This window comes from Actinomyces haliotis (genome assembly GCF_015355765.1).
In the GTDB taxonomy this organism is placed as follows: Bacteria; Actinomycetota; Actinomycetes; order Actinomycetales; family Actinomycetaceae; genus Actinomyces; species Actinomyces haliotis.
In genome coordinates, this window is the sequence record NZ_JACWNA010000008.1 from 78,191 (window position 1) to 96,558 (window position 18,368).

An 18,368-nucleotide genomic window follows, 5' to 3' on the forward strand; every position below is an offset into this window, starting at 1 on the left:
TGGCGGGGCTCGGGGTCGATGACCTGGAGCCTGCGTCCCCGGTGAGGACGACCGCCTCGCCGTCCTCACCCCGCCCCAGTGAGCGGAACCAGTACGCGGAGCCGAGGTCGACGGTGGAGACCGTGGCGTCGGTGGTACTGAGGATCCCGATACTCGTGGGGTGCTCGGGCTGGCCGTCGTCGGTTGGCTTGACGACCTTGTAGTCCGTGAGGACGTACTCGGAGTCCTCGGAGCCGGCCTGGTTTCCGGAGCGCTGGTACTCCTCGGGGACACTCACCTTGTGGAAGCCGCCGCCTGAGTACACGACGGGGCCGTTCTCGCAGCCGAAGGAGGCGACGTCGCCGTCGCCCTTGGCAGTGGCCTCGCCGTGGACGCCGGGGCAGTCAGTGGTCTCGGTGACGACCGTGCTCGAGGCGTCGCGCTCCTGGATCGTGCGCCGCTCGTCCTCGATGCCGTCGGCGACGAGCCAGTTGCCGTTGGTCAGCGGGACGGCGACACCGTGGTGCGGGGAGGAGGTGTGAAAGCTGGTGAGCTCTTTCTTCGCGAGCTGCCCGTCGTCAAGGGCGGCAAGGCTGAAGGTGGTGACGGTGCCGTCGGCGAAGAGCGCGGTGCGGCCGGCGTGGGTGACGACGTGGCCGGGGTGCTCGGCGGCGACGACGCTGCCGGTGAGGTGGGGGGTGACCTCGTAGTAGTGGTTGTGGTCGCCATGGGGCTTGACGACGAGGCCGAGGTCGAGGACCTCGAAGCCCTCGGAGGAGGAGACGAGGACGTGGCGGCCGTCGCCGGCGGGGTTGAGGCGAAGGAAGCCCTCCTTCTTGATGTCGGCGAGGACCTCGCCGGTGGCCGTGTCGAGGACCTGGACGCCGCCGTCTTAGGCGATGGCGGCGCGGGGCTCGAGGTCGGAGACCTCGACCTCCTTGTACTCGGAGGCGGTGGCGTCGGTGGAGGCGCCGGCGCTCGCGGTGGCCGCGGAACCGGACGTGGCGGAGCCGGACGCGGCGGTGCTGGAGCCGTTCGAGCCGCAGGCGGCCAGGGCGAGGGCGGCGCCGAGCGTCGCGACGATGGACAGGGGACGTCGAAGGGTGGGGGTTCTCGTGCCCTGAAGGATAATGATACTCACGACGGTTATCGCAAGCTGGCGTCGCTCTCGCTCTGACCGCGCGAGTCAGCCCGTCTGGCGCGAGTCAGCCCGTCCGGTGGGCGGTCTCGCGCTAAACGGGCTGACTCGTGGGTTTTCGGACCGTCTTCGCTGGCCTCGCGCCCCTCCGGTAGGCTGGGCGACGGCGTGACCGCCGTCATGCCGCAAGCGAGCCAGGGAGCAGCACATGCCAGCCGTCGTGGTCGTCGGAACCCAGTGGGGCGACGAGGGCAAGGGAAAGGCGACCGACCAGCTCGGTCAGGACGTCGACTACGTCGTCAAGTTCAACGGCGGCAACAACGCCGGCCACACCGTCGTCATCGACGGCGAGAAGTTCGCCTTCCACCTCCTGCCGGCCGGTGTCCTCACCCCCGGTGTCACTCCGATCATCGGCAACGGCGTCGTCGTCGACCTCGAGGTCCTCTTCGCCGAGATCGCAGAGATAGAGGAGCGCGGCAAGTCCGCGGACTCCCTCAAGATCTCCGCCAACGCCCACGTCATCCCGAGCTACAACCGCCTCATGGACCGTGCCACCGAGAAGTTCCTCGGCGACCGCCAGCTCGGGACCACCGGCCGCGGCATCGGCCCCACCTACGCGGACAAGATGAACCGCATCGGCATCCGGATCCAGGACCTCTTCGACGAGTCCATCCTGCGGCAGAAGGTCCGCGGCGCCCTCGACCAGAAGAACGACCTCTTCGAGAAGGTCCTCGGTGTCGAGCCGATCGACCCCGAGACCGTCGCGGACGAGCTCCTCTCCTACGCGGACCGCGTCCGTCCCCTGGTCATCGACGACTCGTTCGTCCTCAACGACGCCCTCGACGCCGGCAAGACCGTCCTGTTCGAGGCGGGCCAGGCGACCATGCTCGACATCGACCACGGCACCTACCCCTTCGTCACCTCCTCCAACCCCACCGCCGGCGGGGCCTGCACGGGGACCGGGGTCGGCCCGACCCGCATCGACTCCGTCGTCGGCGTCGTCAAGGCCTACACCACCCGCGTCGGCGAGGGCCCCTTCCCGACCGAGCTCCTTGACGCCGACGGCGACCGCCTCCGCGAGGAGGGCGGCGAGTACGGCGTCACCACGGGCCGCCCGCGCCGCTGCGGCTGGCACGACGCCGTCGTCACCCGGTATGCCGCCCGCGTCAACGGCCTCACCGACCTCGTCATGACCAAGCTCGACGTCCTCACCGGCCACGACACCATCCCCGTCTGCGTCGCCTACGACGTCGACGGCGAGCGCGTCACCGAGATGCCCCTGACCCAGTCCGGCTTCCACCACGCCAAGCCGGTCTACGAGGAGCTGCCCGGCTGGACCGAGGACATCACCGGCGTTCGCCGCTTCGAGGACCTCCCGGTCAACGCGCAGCGCTACGTCGAGCGCATCGAGGAGCTCGCCCGCGTGCGCGTGTCCGCGATCGGCGTCGGTGCTGGCCGCGAGGCCACCATCGTGCGCCACGACCTGCTGGGCTGATCTCGCTACACCGCCTGCGGCGTCCGCTGGGCTGATCTCGCTACACCGCCTGCGGCGTCCGCTGGGCTGATCTCGCTGCACCGCCTCCGAGAGCAAGACGCAGAGGAAGACATCCTCGGCAAGCAGTGACGTCGTCGACGTCGTTGTCTGCCGAGGATGTCTTCCTCTGCGTGGGGGATGACTAAGTGCTCAGCCCTGGGTGTTGGGTCGGAACCGTTCATCGCCCGTCCCCGTGGAGCCCTGCTGGTTGCCGGTCTGGCCCGTGGGCGCCTGGCCGTAGGGCGAGCCGCCGGTCTGCGACGGCTGGGCGTAGGCCCCACCGCTGGTCTGGGCGGGCTTGTAGCCCGCTGCGCCCGGCTGGCCGTAGGCGGAGGCGCCCTGGCTCGCGGGGGTCGGCTGCCCGTAAGCGGCGGGCTGGCCCGGCTGACCGGGCACGTAGTCGGCCGGTGCGGCCCCCTTCTTCTTCCCGCGGTTGACGAGAATGACCGCCACGACGGCGCCGGCGATGAGGATCAGCGCGAGCACCCCGATGAGCACCCAGAGCAGGACGTTCGTCGAGCCGTCGGCGCCGACGGCGTGCAGGTTCTCCTTCTCGCTCAGGACGTCGTTCCACGTGGCCGTGTTGCCGCTCTTGGTCCCGTTGCCGGAGACGGACTTCACCTTGCCCGGGAAGGTGACGTTGACCGTGGCGTCGACGTCGCCGCCGTAGGACTCGATGTCGGAGACGTCGGAGGAGGAGACCTTCTGGTCGAAGACGAAGGTCCTGCCCTCGTGGGTGATCTTCGGGACGCTGCTGTCGGAGCCGTCGAACTCGGACAGCGGCATGTTCGTCGCCGTCACGGTGCAGACGTCATCGCCCGAGGAGCTCTGGGAGTACTTGTACGTGACGTGGGCCCCGGCGGGGATCGACGAGGTGTCCGAGGAGCCGGCCGAGCAGCTGGACTCCGTGAGGTAGCCGCTGCCGGAGTCGTCCGTCATCGTGTACGTGAGGTTGACGGTCTCGTCCTTGGAGATCGAGTAGTCCTGCTTGAGCCCGCAGGCGCTCAGCAGGAGGACGGCCGGGATGGTCGCGAGGGCGCCGACGCGCCTGAGGGAGCTTCGTGAGTGGGTGCTCATGCCCGGGAGTGTAAGGCGCGTCACAGTCGTGGAGGCGTGCCGATGCGGGACCGTGACCGGGGAGCGCCCCCGTGCTGCCCGGGCCCTCAGTGGCGGTGACGGCGCCAGGCCAGCGCCCCGACGACGACGCCCGCAGCGACGACTCCGGCGATGATCCAGGCGCTGAAGCGGTTCCAGACGCTGCGTCCCTCGTTGGTGGTCGCGTAGCCGGTGGCGGTGACGCCGTCGGAGAGGGCGTCCGCGTCCGTCCAGGTGACGGTCGTGCCGGAGACGGAGCCGCCGTCGGCGTCGACGACGGCGCCCGGGAAGGTGATGGAGGCCCTCGCGTCGACGACCGAGTTGAGCGATCCTGCGGCCGCGCTGCCGGAGGCCGTCGGCTCAGCGGCGGCGCCGTCCGTGGCGGTCGCGCTCGCCCCGGCCTGCTGCTGCGCCGTGGAGGACTGGGAGTCGGTGAGCTCGCTGCCCGTGTCGAAGCCGGACACGTTGACCTTGTACAGGTCGCCGTCGCGGACGACGAGGGGTGCGCTCGTCCCCGTGGCCGCGTCGCTCGCGTCAGGGACCGCGACGCCCGTGATCGTCACCTCGCAGCCGACGCCCCCGTCGTCGTCCGCGGAGCCGACCTGCTTCGCGGTGACCTTCGCGTCCTGCGTGGCGCCGATGAGCGAGGGATCCGCGTACTGCGAGCAGTCCGTCGAGCTGGTGAAGACGGAGCCCGTCGTGTCCCGCATGTCGAGGGTGACGTCGTAGGTGCCCGCGGCGGAGATCGTCATGTCCATGTGGGCGGTGCAGCCCGCGAGGGTCAGGGCGCTCGCGGCGACGGCGGCACCGACCAGGCGTCGACGACGGCGCCCGGGCGCGGGGCGCGGGCCGCTGGGCGCGGTGGGCTCGGCGTCGGACACGGTGAGGACGGAGGTAGACACGCCTGGACGGTACACGTGCGATGTCGTGCACGGCCGCTGCACCTCGGTGCATTGGGTCTCCTGCAGGTCGTGCATAGGTGCAGGCGATCATCACCCCGGAACGGAGACGCGGGCCAGGTTCGTGCGGCACCATTGGTCTCACCACACGCGCTGAACCCAATGGAGGGAATCACAATGGCTGTGACTGAGCAGGACGTGCGCAACGCCGCGCCGGCCAACGCTCCGCAGGACGTCATCGACTTCGCGACACGGATCGCGGCTCTCGGCAAGCCCGAGAAGGTGGTCTTCACCGACGGCTCCGACGAGGAGTGGACCCGTCTCACCGACGAGATGGTCGCCTCCGGGATGCTCACCCGCCTCAACCCCGAGAAGCGCCCCAACTCCTTCCTCGCCCGCTCGCTGCCGAGCGACGTCGCACGAGTCGAGTCCCGGACCTTCATCTGCTCCGAGAAGGAGGAGGACGCCGGCCCGACCAACCACTGGTACGACCCGGCCGAGATGAAGAAGATCCTCAACGAGAAGTTCGACGGCACCTACGCCGGGCGCACCATGTACGTCATCCCCTTCTCGATGGGCCCGTTGGGCGGCCCGATCTCCCAGCTCGGCATCGAGATCACGGACTCTCCCTACGTCGTCGTCTCTATGCGGATCATGGCCCGCACCGGCACCCCGGCCATGGACCTCATCGCCGAGGGGCGCCCGTGGGTCCCGGCCGTGCACTCCGTCGGGGCGCCGCTCGCCCCGGGCGAGAAGGACACCGCCTGGCCGTGCAACGAGGAGAAGTACATCACCCACTTCCCCGAGACCAACGAGATCTGGTCCTACGGCTCCGGCTACGGCGGCAACGCCCTCCTCGGCAAGAAGTGCTACGCGCTGCGCATCGCCTCGACCATGGCCCGCCGGGACGGCTGGATGGCCGAGCACATGCTCATCCTGCGTCTCACCGACGAGAAGTCCGGCCAGCGCTACCACGTCACCGCCGCCTTCCCGAGCGCCTGCGGCAAGACGAACCTCGCCATGCTCCAGCCCACGATCCCCGGCTACAAGGTCGAGACCGTCGGCGACGACATCGCCTGGATGCGCCCGGGCCCGGACGGCACCCTGCGCGCCATCAACCCGGAGGCCGGCTTCTTCGGCGTCGCCCCGGGCACGTCCTACAAGACGAACCCGATGGCCATGGACACGATGAAGGCCAACACGATCTTCACCAACGTCGCCCTCACGGACGACGGCGACGTGTGGTGGGAGGGCATCGACGACCCGCAGCCCGAGCACCTCATCGACTGGCAGGGCAACGACTTCACCCCGGCGGACGCCGCCGCCGGGAAGAAGGCGGCGCACCCGAACTCGCGGTTCACGACGCCCGCCTCGCAGTGCCCGATCATCTGCCCCGACTGGGAGGCCCCCGAGGGCGTCCCGATCGACGCGATCCTGTTCGGCGGCCGCCGCGCCACGAACGTCCCGCTCGTCGCCGAGCAGTACGAGCCCGCCCACGGCGTCTTCATCGGCGCCTCCGTGGCCTCTGAGGTCACGGCGGCAGCCACTGACGTCAAGGCCGGCTCCCTGCGCCACGACCCCTTCGCCATGCTGCCCTTCTGCGGCTACAACATGGCCGACTACTGGGGCCACTGGCTCGAGATGCAGGAGCGGCTGGGGGAGAAGTTCCCGAAGGTCTACCAGGTCAACTGGTTCCGCAAGGACGACGACGGCAGGTTCCTCTGGCCCGGCTACGGCGACAACTCCCGCGTCCTCGACTGGATCGTCCGGCGCGCCGCCGGCGAGGTCGAGGCCGTCGACGGCGTCACGGGCCGCTACCCGAAGTTCGAGGACTTCAACCTCGAGGGCGTCGACGTGGACCGCGCGGCCTGGGACACGATGTACGACGTCGACCCGGACGCCTGGGCGGCCGAGATGGATGATACGGAGGAGTACTTCAAGCAGTTCGGTGACAAGGTCCCCGCCGCTATCACCGAGCAGCTCGCGAGGTTCCGCGAGCGCATCGCGACGACCAAGGAGGCCTGAGCGCCGCGCCAGGACGACGTCAGACGCCGGCTCGACCGGTTCTGTCAGCAGCGTCGGCCCCGGTCCGTCCCCGTGACGGGTCGGGGCCGACGCGTGGTGAGGGGGGGCGGGTGGTGCCCGTAGTCCCCGTCCCGACGTCGGAGCCATCAGGCGGTGCTCCCACCGTGCTCAAAGGGGCGGTGGGACGACCCTCTCAAACGCGGGTGCTAGTACCTCTCCACTCATCAGGTGTGACACGATTACACTGGGAACTGTCTGACGGGCACGGCACCCCGGCAGCAGTTCACGAGTCGTCCCTTCCCCAACCCGTTTCGGCGAGGCAAGGAAGCTGACCCTCCGGTTCGCAACCGGATGGCGCGACGCGCTCCCGGTAACCCGCCGGATCCCCACCCCACGAGCCAGGAGACTCGAATGACCAAGACCAGGACCCGGGCCGGAGCTCTGCTCTCCGGGCTCGCCGCCCTCGCGCTGGGCGTGTCCGGCATCGCCGGCGTCGCCCCTGAGGCACTGACCCCGGCCGCGCAGGCCGCCGACCAGCACCTCATCGACTCGTCGCAGACCGCGACCCTGACCTTCCACAAGTACGAGACGCCGTACAGCTCTGACGACTCGTGCCAGGTCAACGCCAATGGTGGCGAGGAGCTGCCGTCGAGCTGCCTCTCCGGGAACAGCCCGCTGGCCGGCGTCACCTTCACGGCGACCCGCGTCCTCAACACGGACGGCTCGGAGATCGACCTCGCGACCAACGCCGGCTGGGCTGCCGCCCAGAGCTACATGTCGGCCGACGGCGTGACGACCGCTGAGGAGCATCTCTCGACGGCCGCCGGTGACATCCACACGACGGACCCAACCGGTACTCACGGTGTCACCTCGCTCAGCGGTCTGCCCCTCGGCGTCTACTACGTCCAGGAGACCGAGGCTCCCGCCGGCACGACCAAGGCCGAGCCCTTCGTGATCGTCCTGCCGATGACGAACAAGACCGACGACGGCTGGAACTACTCGGTCAACGTCTACCCGAAGAACTCGGTCGACAAGATCACCAAGACCGTCGCCGACGCGGGCACCAACACCGCGGAGAACGCCTCCACCGACGGCACCGACGGCTCGCAGACGACCCTGGCGTACACCCTTCTCTCCTCGATCTCCGCGCTCACGGCCGCCGAGCGCGGCAGCTACACGGTGAAAGACCCCCTCGACTCCCGCCTCACCTTCAACCAGGGCGAGTCCACGGTCGAGATCGTCACCGGCTCCGCCGCTCCCTACACGAGCGTCGCGACCCTTGCTGAGGGCACGGACTACACCTGGGCGTACGACACCGGCACCAACACCGTCACCATGTCCATGACGACTGAGGGCATGACGAAGATGAAGACGCAGAAGGACGCGAACACGACCGCCCAGGTGCGCACCACCATCGCCGCCGACGTCAAGACGGAGAACACCGCAGATGGTGTTGATCCGGCCGTGACGACCGGCGTCATCACGAACGCCGCGACCCTCGTGCCCAACAGCTCGCCTGAGGTCGCCGAGATCACCTCGAACACGGTCGACTCCCGCTACGGCGACGTCACCGTCACCAAGACCTCTGCGGACAACAACGGCGCCGCCCTCGCCGGCGCGACCTTCGCCGTCTACCGGGGTACCACCTCCACCACCGCCAATGACTCGGGCGCGTGCCCCTCCAGCCAGATCACGGACGCCAACAAGATCGGTGATACGTCCGCGACCGGAGCTGACGGCACGGTGACCTTCAAGGGACTCGACGCCTCGAACTACTACAACGGCGAGACCCAGACGACGCTCCAGCACTACTGCCTCGTCGAGACCAAGGCTCCCAGCGGCTACCAGCTCAAGGCCGAGCCGATCGTCTTCGACGTCAGCTCCGCGGACAGCACCACGCTCGCCGCCGCCGCGGCCAGCGTCGTCGACCAGCCCGACAACCTGCTCAACAAGCTGCCCTCGACCGGTGGCATGGGCATGGCGCTCATCATCATCGTCGGGGGCGCCGTCGTCGGCGGAGCCATCTGGGCGTCGCGCCGCAACAAGCGCGCCTGAGCGGATGACCCGGCGGGGGACGGTGACCTGGAACCGTCCCCCAGCCGGGTCGTAGCGCACCACCACGATCCACCCTGAGACAAGGAGCGCCCAGCCCCATGAACCTCCTCCGCCGCCGCGACCGCACCGGGCGGCCGACCGCGCCGCGTGCCGGCACGACCGGCACCGGCGTCGGCGAGGCGACGGACGAGGAGACGAGGAACGAGCAACAACGCCGCCGTCCCCGCGGATGGTGGCTGCCCGTGGTCCTCTTCCTCGTCGGCGCGATCATCCTGGGGTACCCCGTCACCTCCACGCTCTACAACAACTGGCGCCAGCACCAGTTCTCCGAGCAGTACAACCAGGCCGTCGCAGCGGCTGATCCCAGCGAGCTCAAGGACGTCCTCGCCGCCGCGGAGAAGTACAACGAGTCCATCGACGGGCTCCCCATCCTCGACCCCTGGCTCCAGCGCGTGAAGCAGGACGACGCCTACCGCAAGTACCTCGACTACCTCGACCAGCTCTCCACCACGGACGTCATGGCCCGGGTCCGCGTGCCCTCCCAGAAGATCGACCTGCCCGTCTACCACGGCACCGAGGACTCGACCCTCGCCAAGGGAGTCGGCCACCTCTACGGCACCGACCTCCCCGTCGGCGGTACGAACCGGCACACCGTCCTCACCGGGCACACCGGCATCCCCACCGCCACGCTCTTCGACCACCTCATCGACATGAAGGTCGGCGACGTCTTCTACATCGACACCTACGGCCGCACCATGGCCTACAAGGTCACCCGCGTCGACGTCGTGCTCCCGGAGCAGACCGACCTCCTCAAGCGGGTACCCGGCAAGGACCTCGCGACCCTCATCACCTGCACCCCCTACGGCGTCAACGACCACCGGCTCCTCGTCACGGGTGAGCGCATCCCGCTCGACCAGGCTCAGAAGGTCGCCGGCAGCAAGGACGGCTGGAGCCTTCTCGGGACGCTCACGATCTGGATGTGGGCCGCCGGCGTCGGTGCGCTCCTCGCCCTCCTCGGCGCGCTGTGGAACCTCTGGGCCGCGCTGCGCCGCAAGAAGGACGACGACGAGGACAACGAGGCCAGCGTGGGCGCGGGCACTGAAAACAAGGGGCCGCAGCACGTCGGCCCGGCCCCTGAACCAGCCGCCGAGCCGACCGATCCCGACGGCACTCGCCCATGACCCGCGACCCACGAGAGGAGATGACCGAGATGACGACGCACCACGCCACTGTCGAGCGCCAGGCACGCGCCGCACGCGCCCGCCGCCGAGGTCGCGCACGGGCCCTCCTCGGAGTGCTCCTGGCCCTCGCCCTCGTCGTCGCACTGGCGGCGCCGCTCCTCGCCTCCGCCACGGCCCACGCCGCTGTCGGCACGGCGCCGCTGGCCGTCGACCCGAGTGCGAAGGGCTCCCTCACGCTCCACAAGATGGAGACCCCGTACTGGAACCCGGTCACCTGCCCCGCAAACGGCGCCAGCCTCCCGACCGAGTGCGCCGGGGACGCGAGCCCGGTCGCCGGAGTGACCTTCACCGTGACCCAGGTCGAGGGCGTCGATGTCCTGGGCGGCTCAGCGGGCGACAAGATCGCGGCCTACGAGGCCTCGCCGTCCAGCGCCGCCGCGCACCTCGACAGGACGACCGCCCGCACCGGCACGACCGCCGCCGACGGCAGCCTCGCCTTCTCCGACCTGCCCCTCGGTCTCTACTACGTCGAGGAGACCTCCACGCCCGCCGGCGTGACGCCGTCGTTGCCCTTCGTCGTCTCCGTGCCGGGCTACCCCGCGGAAGGGGCCGCGCTCCAGTACGACATCGACGTCTACCCCAAGAACGCCGTCGACTCGATCAGCATCGAGGTCGTCGACGACGGCGTCGTCACCGAGCAGCAGCCCAACCACGCGGCGGTCGCGTCTCGTCGGATCCGCTACCTCATCCGCTCGACCATCACCCCCTCGCTCCTCGGCCGGGACGCCGACGGCAAGCTCATCCCGCAGACCGCCGACGGGATCGGCACCTACACCGTGAGCGACGACCTCGACCCGCGCCTGTCCTACCTGGGGGCGGTCGTGAGCGTCGTCGACGCCGACGGCACCGTCCTCGCCAGCCTCAGCGCGGCGGCCGCCGACTCCACCGAGGGCGACTACCTCATCTGGGCGACCGGCACCGACGGCGTGCGCCGCCGCGTCAGCGCCGCCGAGGCAGCCGGCATCAGCGGCGGCCCGCTCATCGAGATCGAGATGACGGCCTCCGGGCTCGCCAAGCTCGCGGCCGCGAAGAACGCGCACCCCGACGCCGTCGTCCTCACCGACCTGCGCACGCGCGCCGACAGCTACGTCGGCACGGGCCTCACCAGCGGTGTCATCAAGAACACCGCGAGTTTCGTGCCCAACGCCCGCTACGCCGAGACGCACGGGACGAGCGACCCGCTCGAGGCGACCACGGTCGAGACGCACCTCGGCGACCTCATCATCAAGAAGGTCTCGATCGACGGCACCAGGCTCCTGCCCGGGGCGGCCTTCGCCGTCTACCGCGGCACGACCGGTGTCCCGCTCGCGCAGGCCTGCGGCTCCGACGCCCTTACCGAGGAGCGCCGCGTCGGCACGATGACCAGTGACGACACGGGCGTGGCGGTGCTCCGGGGCATCCAGGTCTCGGACTACGTCGACGGCGCCGTCGTCTCAGGCTCGAGCATGCGGCACTACTGCCTCGTCGAGACCGACGCGCCGGCCGGGTACCGGCTCCTGTCCGACCCCGTGCCCTTCGACCTCACGACCGTGGGCGCCGCGACCGACCTCAACGGCGCCGTCGCCGCCCTCACCCTCGACGACCCCGCCACCGGCAACGCCAGGCTCGTCGCCGATCCCAAGGCGAGCGTCCCGGACAAGATCATCGACCAGGGCAAGAAGGCCACCCACAAGGTCGTCGAGGTGGTGACGCGGCCGCTGCCGCAGCCCGTCCGCAAGGCGGCCCTCGCCCACACCGGTGCGAGCATCACCGTGGGCCTCCTCGCCATCGCCCTCGTCGCCCTCGGCGTCTGGCTGCTCGCCCGACGCCGTCGGCGGGACGAGGACGAGTCGGTGGGGGAGAGCGCCGCGACCGGCGCCGGCTCCGGCGCGGACGGCGCTGGAACAGACCGGACCGAGACGCCCGACGGGGACTGACCAGTCAGGACGGCCCTCGCAGACGCCGACGGGGCGGACGCGCACGATGCGCGTCCGCCCCGTCGGCGTGTCGGGTGCCTGTGCGGCTCAGGCGGCGTCGACGGCGATGAGGACGTCGCCGTCGACGCGCACCGGCCAGACCCCCAGGCTGTACTGCGGGTCCGAGACGCTGGAGCCGTCACGAAGGTCATAGACCTCCTTGTACAGGGGCGAGGTGATCGTGGGGACGTCGCCGCCGGTCGAGCCGACGATGCGGCGGGCCATGACGTTGGAGCCGGACACGGGGTCCTTGCGGGAGACGGCGTGGAGCTCCCCGCAGTGGAGCCGGAAGAGAGCGACCTGCTGGCCGTTGATGAGGGCCGCCTGTCCGCGGCTCGGCGGCAGCTGCTCGACGCGGTAGACCCGCACCCAGGTCCGCGAGGCGGCGGTCGGGGCGGCCGTGGTCGTCAGGGCGCTCATGGGTGCTCTCCTTCGCTCGGCTGCGATCCGGCGCCCGCGGGGGCGGGCTCACGTGCCATGACCGCACCGTAGGGAGACGCCGGTCACGGGCGTGTTCGCGCGAGGTTGCCGTCGTGCTTCCCGCGTTTCCGAGGGATGACGCGCTCCCAGCGGGACCGCCACGGGGAGTGGAGCGGGCAGGTGATGAGAGACTGCCTCCTCACCGACGGCTGCGAGGGCACCGGGGGCTCGCCGTCGGTCGTGCGGCAGTCACCCGCGCCGGGCGACGCGCAGTCCCGCTACGCTGATCCCGTGAAGATCCTGCTTCTCGGGTCCGGCGCGCGCGAGCACGCCCTGGCCCGCGCCCTCGCCGCCGATCCCACCACCACCGAGCTCGTCGTCGCCCCCGGCAACCCCGGTACCGCGGCCGTCGCCACGAACCTCAAGGCCGACGCCTCCGACCCCGCCGCGGTCGTCTCCCTCGCCACCGAGATGGAGGCGGACCTCGTCGTCGTCGGCCCCGAGGCGCCGCTCGTCGCCGGTGTCGCCGACGCCGTGCGCGACGCCGGGATCCCCGTCTTCGGCCCGGGTGTCGAGGCCGCCCGCCTCGAGGGCTCGAAGGCCTTCGCCAAGGAGGTCATGGAGGCCGCCGGCGTCCCCACCGCCGAGGCCGCCGTCTGCGACACCGAGGAGCAGCTCACCGCCGCCCTCGACCGCTTCGGCGCCCCCTACGTCGTCAAGGAGGACGGACTCGCTGCGGGCAAGGGCGTCGTCGTCACCTCCGACCGCGCCGCCGCCCTCGACCACGGCCGCGCCTGCCTCGACAAGGAGGGTGGCCGCGTCGTCATCGAGGACTTCCTCGACGGCCCCGAGGTCTCCCTGTTCTGCGTCTGCGACGGCGCCACCGTCCGCCCTCTCGCGCCCGCCCAGGACTTCAAGCGCCTCGGCGACGGCGACGAGGGCCCCAACACCGGCGGCATGGGTGCCTACACCCCGCTGACCTGGGCCCCCGAGGGCCTCACGGAGGAGGTCGTCCGCGACGTCGCCCAGCCCGTCGTCGACGAGATGGCCCGCCGCGGCACCCCCTTCTCCGGCCTCCTCTACTGCGGCGTCGCCCTCACCAGCAAGGGCACCCGCGTCGTCGAGTTCAACGTCCGTTTCGGCGATCCGGAGACCCAGGCCGTCCTCGCGCGCCTCACCTCCTCCCTCCCCGAGCTCCTGCTCGCCGCCGCCACCGGGAGCCTGGACGAGGTCCCGGCTCCCACCTGGGCGGACCAGGCCGCCGTCGACGTCGTCCTCGCCGCCCCCGGCTACCCGGGTGCCGTCACCACCGGCGGCGTCATCACCGGCGTGGAGGAGGCCGAGCAGGTCGAGGGCGTCCACGTCCTCCACGCCGGCACCGGCATCGACGACGACGGGAACCTCATCGCGACCGGTGGCCGCGTCCTGTCGGTCGTCGCGCTCGGCGACTCCGTCCAGGCCGCGCGCGAGCGGGCCTACGAGGGCCTGTCCCGCATCCACCTCGAGGGCTCCCAGCACCGCACCGACATCGCGCTCGGTCGCTGAGACCACGGCCCGGCGCTCACGAGGGCGTGGCCCCACCGACGACCGGCCGGGGTCACGCCCTTCGCCTTGCTGGGACCGGTCACGGCACTCGGACCGCTGGCGATGCGTGTCACAGTCCGGTGGCAGGATGGGGCCATGAGCGCGAGCAAGCCCGTCATCCCCCCTGCCCCTGAGGTCCCCGGCTGGGAGCACGTCTCCTCCGGCAAGGTCCGCGACGTCTACCGGCCCGCCGCCGGCGGAGACTGGGAGGGCAAGGACGTCCTCCTCGTCGTCGCCTCGGACCGCATCAGCGCCTACGACCACATCCTCTCCACCGAGATCCCGGACAAGGGCAAGGTCCTCACCGCCCTGAGCGCCTGGTGGTTCGAGCAGCTCGCCGACGTCGTCCCCAACCACCTCGTCTCCATGGACGTGCCTGAGCAGGTCGCCGGCCGCGCCATGGTCTGCGAGCGCCTCGACATGTACCCCGTCGAGTGCGTCGCCCGCGGCTACCTCACCGGCTCCGGGCTCGTCGAGTACCGCGCCGGCGGTGAGGTCTGCGGCGTCGCCCTGCCGGACGGCCTCACCGAGGCGTCCCGCCTCCCGCGCCCGATCTTCACGCCCGCCGCCAAGGCCGAGCTCGGCGACCACGACGAGAACGTCTCCCTCGAGCGCGTCAAGGAGATGATCGGGGACCGCCCCGCGGCCGCCCTGCGCGAGATCACCGTGCGCCTCTACTCCCGGGCCGCGGAGATCGCGCGCGAGCGCGGCATCATCCTCGCGGACACCAAGTTCGAGTTCGGCACGGACGACTCCGGACGGGTCGTCCTGGGCGACGAGGTCCTCACCCCGGACTCCTCGCGCTTCTGGCCCGCCACCGAGTGGGTCCCCGGCGAGGTGACCCCCTCCTACGACAAGCAGTTCGTCCGCGACTGGCTCACCGAGGAGTCCGGCTGGGACCGCCACGGTGACGCCGAGCCCCCCGCCCTGCCCACCGAGGTCGTCGAGCGTACGCGCGCCCGCTACCTCGAGGCCTACGAGCGCCTCACCGGCTCGCCCCTCGCGCTGTGAGCACGCCGGCGGGTGACGGCCCCGCACCCCACGGGGCGCCGACGACGCAGCGCCGGTTCACGCCGGGCCCCGGCCTCATCGTGGTCGGAGCCGGCGTCCTGCTCGTCATCGTGCTCGCCCTCGCCGCGGCCGTCACCGCCTCGCTCGGGGCCAAGGGCGCATCGGCAGTCCTCGGCGGGATCGCCCTCGTCATCCTCGGCGGCGGGCTCATCGCCTGGCTCCGGGTCCCCGCACGCTCCCTCGTCGTCAACGCCCCGCGCCTGCGCCTCGAGCGCAACCGCGCCGTCGCGGCCCAGCGGCGTCGGGCTGAGGGGGACGACGCCGACGGCGCCTCCAGCGCCCCGCGTCCGGCCGACGCCTCGCCGCGCGGCAGGGCGGCCGGCCGCGGTGCCACTGCGTCCCGCCCGGCCCCCGGCACGGACCTCGTGCGCCCCGTCCTCGGTACGGACCTCAGCCTCCCGCCCTCGACCGGGCGGCGCGAGCTCACCACACGCGACGTCGTCACCGGGCCGGTCTCGACGATCCTGGCATCGAGCCGCCTCGGCATCGCCGCCGACGAGCGCCTCGCCGGCACGAGCGCGGGGGAGGGGCTCATGCGCGTGCTCCAGCTGCTCGGCGGCTGCGTGGGCTTCGTCCTCGTCGCCCTCGGCCTCGCCAGCGTCCTCGGGCAGGTGATCCGGTGACGCCGCCGATCGGCCGCCAGAGCCGCCCCTCCCAGGAGCACGAGCCCGTCGACTGGGGGACGGGCGCGCCCCGTCCCAGCACGGACGGTCCGAGCACCGCGCGCGCGGCAGGCGCCTCCGCCCCGGCTGAGCCCGAGGTCGACTGGGGCGTCGGTCGCGGGGGCCCCGAGCCGGAGCCGACCCCGGGCCAGCGCGCCTGCACGCCCTGGCCCGCCGCCCTTCGGCGCCAGCGCCTCACCGGCGTCCTCTACGCGCTCCTCGGCCTCGTGCTGGCCACCTGGTCCGCCATGAACCTCGCCACCGCCGCCGACGCCGGCCACCCCTGGGTCCCGCCGTGGCTCGTCGTCGTCCTCGGTGGTGCCGGCCTCGTCTCGGCCGCCGGGTACCTCGCCTGGGCGGGCGGCACACCCGTCGCACGCGAGTCCGAGCGCTGGACCCCGCGCGAGGTCGACGCGCTCGCCGGCCTCACCGAGGACCGCTCCGCCCGGGACGGCCTGCCTGCCCCCGTCCACGTCATGGGCACCTCGACCCTCGACACCTCCCGACAGGCTCCTGCCGGGGTCGCCGGCGCCATCGGTGGCTTCATGCTCGCCGGGGCCGTCGTCTGCGCCGTCGTCGCCCTCGTCCTCGGCCCCGCCTGGCTGCTCGGGACCGCCGCCCTCGCCGTCGGCGGGACCCTCGCGATCCGTCTCGCCGGGGACTGGCTCGGGCACGTCTGACCAGGCGGGCGGGCTCCCTGGCCGCCTCCGGTCGGGGCCTGAGACCGTGGGGTCTCGCCGTCAGTGAGCGGGTACCCTGTGCGCGGACCTTCCTCTCCCCAGACAACCCAGGAGGACCGATGGGACGCATCGTCGTCGAGGTCATGCCCAAGCCGGAGATCCTTGACCCGCAGGGCAAGGCGGTCGTGGGAAGCCTCCCGCGACTCGGATTCGACCAGTTCACCTCCGTGCGCCAGGGGCGCCGCTTCGAGCTGACGGTGGACGGGGAGGTCACGCAGGAGGACCTCGACGCCGCCGCCAAGGCCGCGGAGACCCTGCTGTCGAACCCCATCATCGAGGACGTCATCTCCGTGCGCGCGGGCGAGGGAGCGCAGGCGTGACCCGCATCGGCGTCATCACCTTCCCCGGCACCCTCGACGACGTCGACGCCCTGCGCGCCGTCCGCCTCGCCGGGGCCGAGCCGGTCTCCGTGTGGCACAAGGACGCCGACCTCCACGGCGTCGACGCCGTCGTCGTCCCCGGAGGCTTCTCCTACGGCGACTACCTGCGCTGCGGCGCCATCGCCCGCTTCGCCCCCGTCATGACCGAGGTCGTCGAGGCCGCCGGCAAGGGCATGCCCGTCCTCGGCATCTGCAACGGCTTCCAGATCCTCGCCGAGGCCCATCTCCTGCCCGGAGCCCTCATCCGCAACGAGCAGCAGAAGTTCATCTGCCGCGAGCAGCGTCTGCGCGTCGAGTCGACCACGACCGCCTGGACCAGCCTGTTCGAGGACGGCGCGGAGATCACCGTTCCGCTCAAGAACGGCGAGGGCAACTTCATCGCCTCCCCGGCCGAGCTCGAGCGTCTCGAGGGCGAGGGGCGCATCGTCTTCCGCTACCTCGACAACCCCAACGGCTCCGCGAACGACATCGCCGGCGTCCGCAACGAGCGCGGCAACGTCGTCGGCCTCATGCCGCACCCCGAGCACGCCGTCGAGCCCGGCTTCGGCCCGGACTCCGCCGCCGGCCCCCGCACCGGCACCGACGGCCTGCGGCTTTTCCAGTCCGCGATCAGCTCCCTCGTGAGCGCCTGAGCCCGGCAGCGATCACGATCAGGGCCGCCGCCTCCCTCTCGGAGGCGGCGGCCCTGTCGCGTGGGCCGCGTTGGCGCGGCGCTGAGCCGGACTCAGGCTTCAGACGACTGAGACCGCAGTCGATCGAGGACGAGCTGGATGACCGTGCTCAGAATGATTCCCAACACGATGCCGAGTGCCGTCCAGCCCGTCGTGAGCGCACCGCGCACGCACATGAGAGCCAAGGGGACCACTCCGCAGACGGAGACCGCGTTCCGCAGCAGCTCGCCCCTTCCGCCCCGGCCGCGGATCATCGAGCGCGCGACGGACGCCACCGCCATCGCCGTGACGCCGATCAGCAGGCCCCCGATCATCGGCGCAACTCCGTGTACGCGTCGTAGCAACCGCCAATTCCCAGGGCGCCGAAGAGTGCGCTCTTACCCTGGTCCATGAATGCCTTGAGTGTCCGCTCGACTGCAGCGCCGTACCGCTTGTGCTGGGAGCCGTTCCGAGCCGGAGCGAGTGTGGGACTGATGGCTCCGATAGGCGTGACCGTCTTCTTCAGGGCGGTCACGCTGTTCATCGCCGTTGCGACTCGAGCTGAGCTCGCACGTGTCACGATGGCTCCTGTCGGTGCAGGTGCGGGAGCGACTTCCACTGCATGGACGACGGCACTGCTCTGTGCTTCTCCATGATGTGTCCACGAGGGCGGTCGACCACGATCCAAAGTAGCTCGTTGCTCACGTCAATGACGGTGGTCATCGTACCCGATTCATCGTGCCCCTTCGAGCGGGCGGCGTTGGCCGACGTCATCGGCCTCGTGCCGCACCCGGAACACGCCCTCCTTCTGTCCACAGATGTGAGGGGTGCGGCTGTGGATAACGATGTGCGGGAAAGGTCACGAAAGGGTGAATTTCGGATCCTCCCGTGCTGACGTCCGGTCGGCCCGGAGCGTTCGGATTGAGGCAGAAAACCGCGC

At 71.1% G+C, this 18,368-nt stretch carries 16 protein-coding genes; 12 read left to right on the plus strand and 4 right to left on the minus strand.

Annotation, left to right across the window (positions count from 1 at the left end; translation table 11 throughout):
• The first annotated feature begins 367 nt into the window (after window positions 1-367).
• Together IXW69_RS06000 and IXW69_RS06005 are read left to right on the plus strand one after the other, a co-directional pair.
• Window positions 368-1,156, plus strand: a complete 789-nt coding sequence (locus IXW69_RS06000) for a hypothetical protein (RefSeq protein WP_194785446.1) — start codon at window positions 368-370, stop codon at window positions 1,154-1,156.
• 169 nt (window positions 1,157-1,325) lie between these two features.
• Window positions 1,326-2,612, plus strand: a complete 1,287-nt coding sequence (locus IXW69_RS06005) for an adenylosuccinate synthase (RefSeq protein WP_194785447.1) — start codon at window positions 1,326-1,328, stop codon at window positions 2,610-2,612.
• Window positions 2,613-2,801: 189 nt separating this feature from the next.
• Here IXW69_RS06005 and IXW69_RS06010 read toward each other — a convergent pair whose 3' ends face one another.
• Together IXW69_RS06010 and IXW69_RS06015 are read right to left on the minus strand one after the other, a co-directional pair.
• Window positions 2,802-3,728: an LppM family (lipo)protein gene (locus IXW69_RS06010; protein ID WP_194785448.1), complete on the minus strand. Its 927-nt coding sequence runs from the start codon at window positions 3,726-3,728 to the stop codon at window positions 2,802-2,804.
• 86 nt (window positions 3,729-3,814) lie between these two features.
• Entirely contained in the window at window positions 3,815-4,648 is an 834-nt protein-coding gene (locus IXW69_RS06015) for an LppM family (lipo)protein (protein ID WP_323745199.1), read from the minus strand.
• A 174-nt stretch (window positions 4,649-4,822) separates the two neighbouring features.
• Between IXW69_RS06015 and IXW69_RS06020 the strand changes: the two genes are divergently transcribed.
• The 4 genes from IXW69_RS06020 (at window position 4,823) to IXW69_RS06035 (ending at window position 11,882) form a co-directional block, all read left to right on the plus strand.
• Window positions 4,823-6,670: a phosphoenolpyruvate carboxykinase (GTP) gene (locus IXW69_RS06020; protein WP_194785449.1), complete on the plus strand. Its 1,848-nt coding sequence runs from the start codon at window positions 4,823-4,825 to the stop codon at window positions 6,668-6,670.
• A gap of 411 nt (window positions 6,671-7,081) precedes the next feature.
• Window positions 7,082-8,725: a SpaH/EbpB family LPXTG-anchored major pilin gene (locus tag IXW69_RS06025; protein WP_194785450.1), complete on the plus strand. Its 1,644-nt coding sequence runs from the start codon at window positions 7,082-7,084 to the stop codon at window positions 8,723-8,725.
• A 98-nt stretch (window positions 8,726-8,823) separates the two neighbouring features.
• A complete protein-coding gene (locus IXW69_RS06030; RefSeq protein ID WP_194785451.1) occupies window positions 8,824-9,906 on the plus strand; it encodes a class C sortase in 1,083 nt (360 codons plus the stop codon).
• Window positions 9,907-9,935: 29 nt separating this feature from the next.
• Entirely contained in the window at window positions 9,936-11,882 is a 1,947-nt protein-coding gene (locus IXW69_RS06035) for a SpaH/EbpB family LPXTG-anchored major pilin (RefSeq protein WP_194785452.1), read from the plus strand.
• An 87-nt stretch (window positions 11,883-11,969) separates the two neighbouring features.
• Here IXW69_RS06035 and nirD read toward each other — a convergent pair whose 3' ends face one another.
• Window positions 11,970-12,341, minus strand: coding sequence for a nitrite reductase small subunit NirD (nirD, locus tag IXW69_RS06040; protein WP_194785453.1), 372 nt, complete (start codon window positions 12,339-12,341; stop codon window positions 11,970-11,972).
• Between the two features lie 291 nt (window positions 12,342-12,632).
• On the opposite strand from nirD, the gene purD reads away from it, so the two are divergent.
• The 6 genes from purD (at window position 12,633) to purQ (ending at window position 17,410) form a co-directional block, all read left to right on the plus strand.
• The gene (purD, locus tag IXW69_RS06045; protein ID WP_194785454.1) at window positions 12,633-13,886 is read left to right on the plus strand and encodes a phosphoribosylamine--glycine ligase; all 1,254 of its coding nucleotides are present in this window, start codon (window positions 12,633-12,635) and stop codon (window positions 13,884-13,886) included.
• A gap of 135 nt (window positions 13,887-14,021) precedes the next feature.
• Window positions 14,022-14,936, plus strand: coding sequence for a phosphoribosylaminoimidazolesuccinocarboxamide synthase (locus tag IXW69_RS06050; protein WP_194785455.1), 915 nt, complete (start codon window positions 14,022-14,024; stop codon window positions 14,934-14,936).
• The gene (locus IXW69_RS06055) at window positions 14,933-15,619 is read left to right on the plus strand and encodes a hypothetical protein (RefSeq protein ID WP_194785456.1); all 687 of its coding nucleotides are present in this window, start codon (window positions 14,933-14,935) and stop codon (window positions 15,617-15,619) included. Before IXW69_RS06050 ends, IXW69_RS06055 begins: the two co-directional genes overlap by 4 nt.
• Entirely contained in the window at window positions 15,616-16,338 is a 723-nt protein-coding gene (locus IXW69_RS11590; RefSeq protein WP_228524881.1) for a PsbA protein, read from the plus strand. Before IXW69_RS06055 ends, IXW69_RS11590 begins: the two co-directional genes overlap by 4 nt.
• Before the next feature lie 119 nt (window positions 16,339-16,457).
• Window positions 16,458-16,718: a phosphoribosylformylglycinamidine synthase subunit PurS gene (gene purS, locus IXW69_RS06065; protein ID WP_194785457.1), complete on the plus strand. Its 261-nt coding sequence runs from the start codon at window positions 16,458-16,460 to the stop codon at window positions 16,716-16,718.
• The gene (gene purQ, locus IXW69_RS06070; protein WP_194785458.1) at window positions 16,715-17,410 is read left to right on the plus strand and encodes a phosphoribosylformylglycinamidine synthase subunit PurQ; all 696 of its coding nucleotides are present in this window, start codon (window positions 16,715-16,717) and stop codon (window positions 17,408-17,410) included. Before purS ends, purQ begins: the two co-directional genes overlap by 4 nt.
• A 92-nt stretch (window positions 17,411-17,502) precedes the next feature.
• Here the strand turns inward: purQ and IXW69_RS06075 are convergent, their stop codons facing one another.
• Complete coding sequence (locus IXW69_RS06075; RefSeq protein WP_194785459.1) at window positions 17,503-17,763, minus strand: hypothetical protein; 261 nt, start codon at window positions 17,761-17,763, stop codon at window positions 17,503-17,505.
• Window positions 17,764-18,368 lie beyond the last annotated feature (605 nt).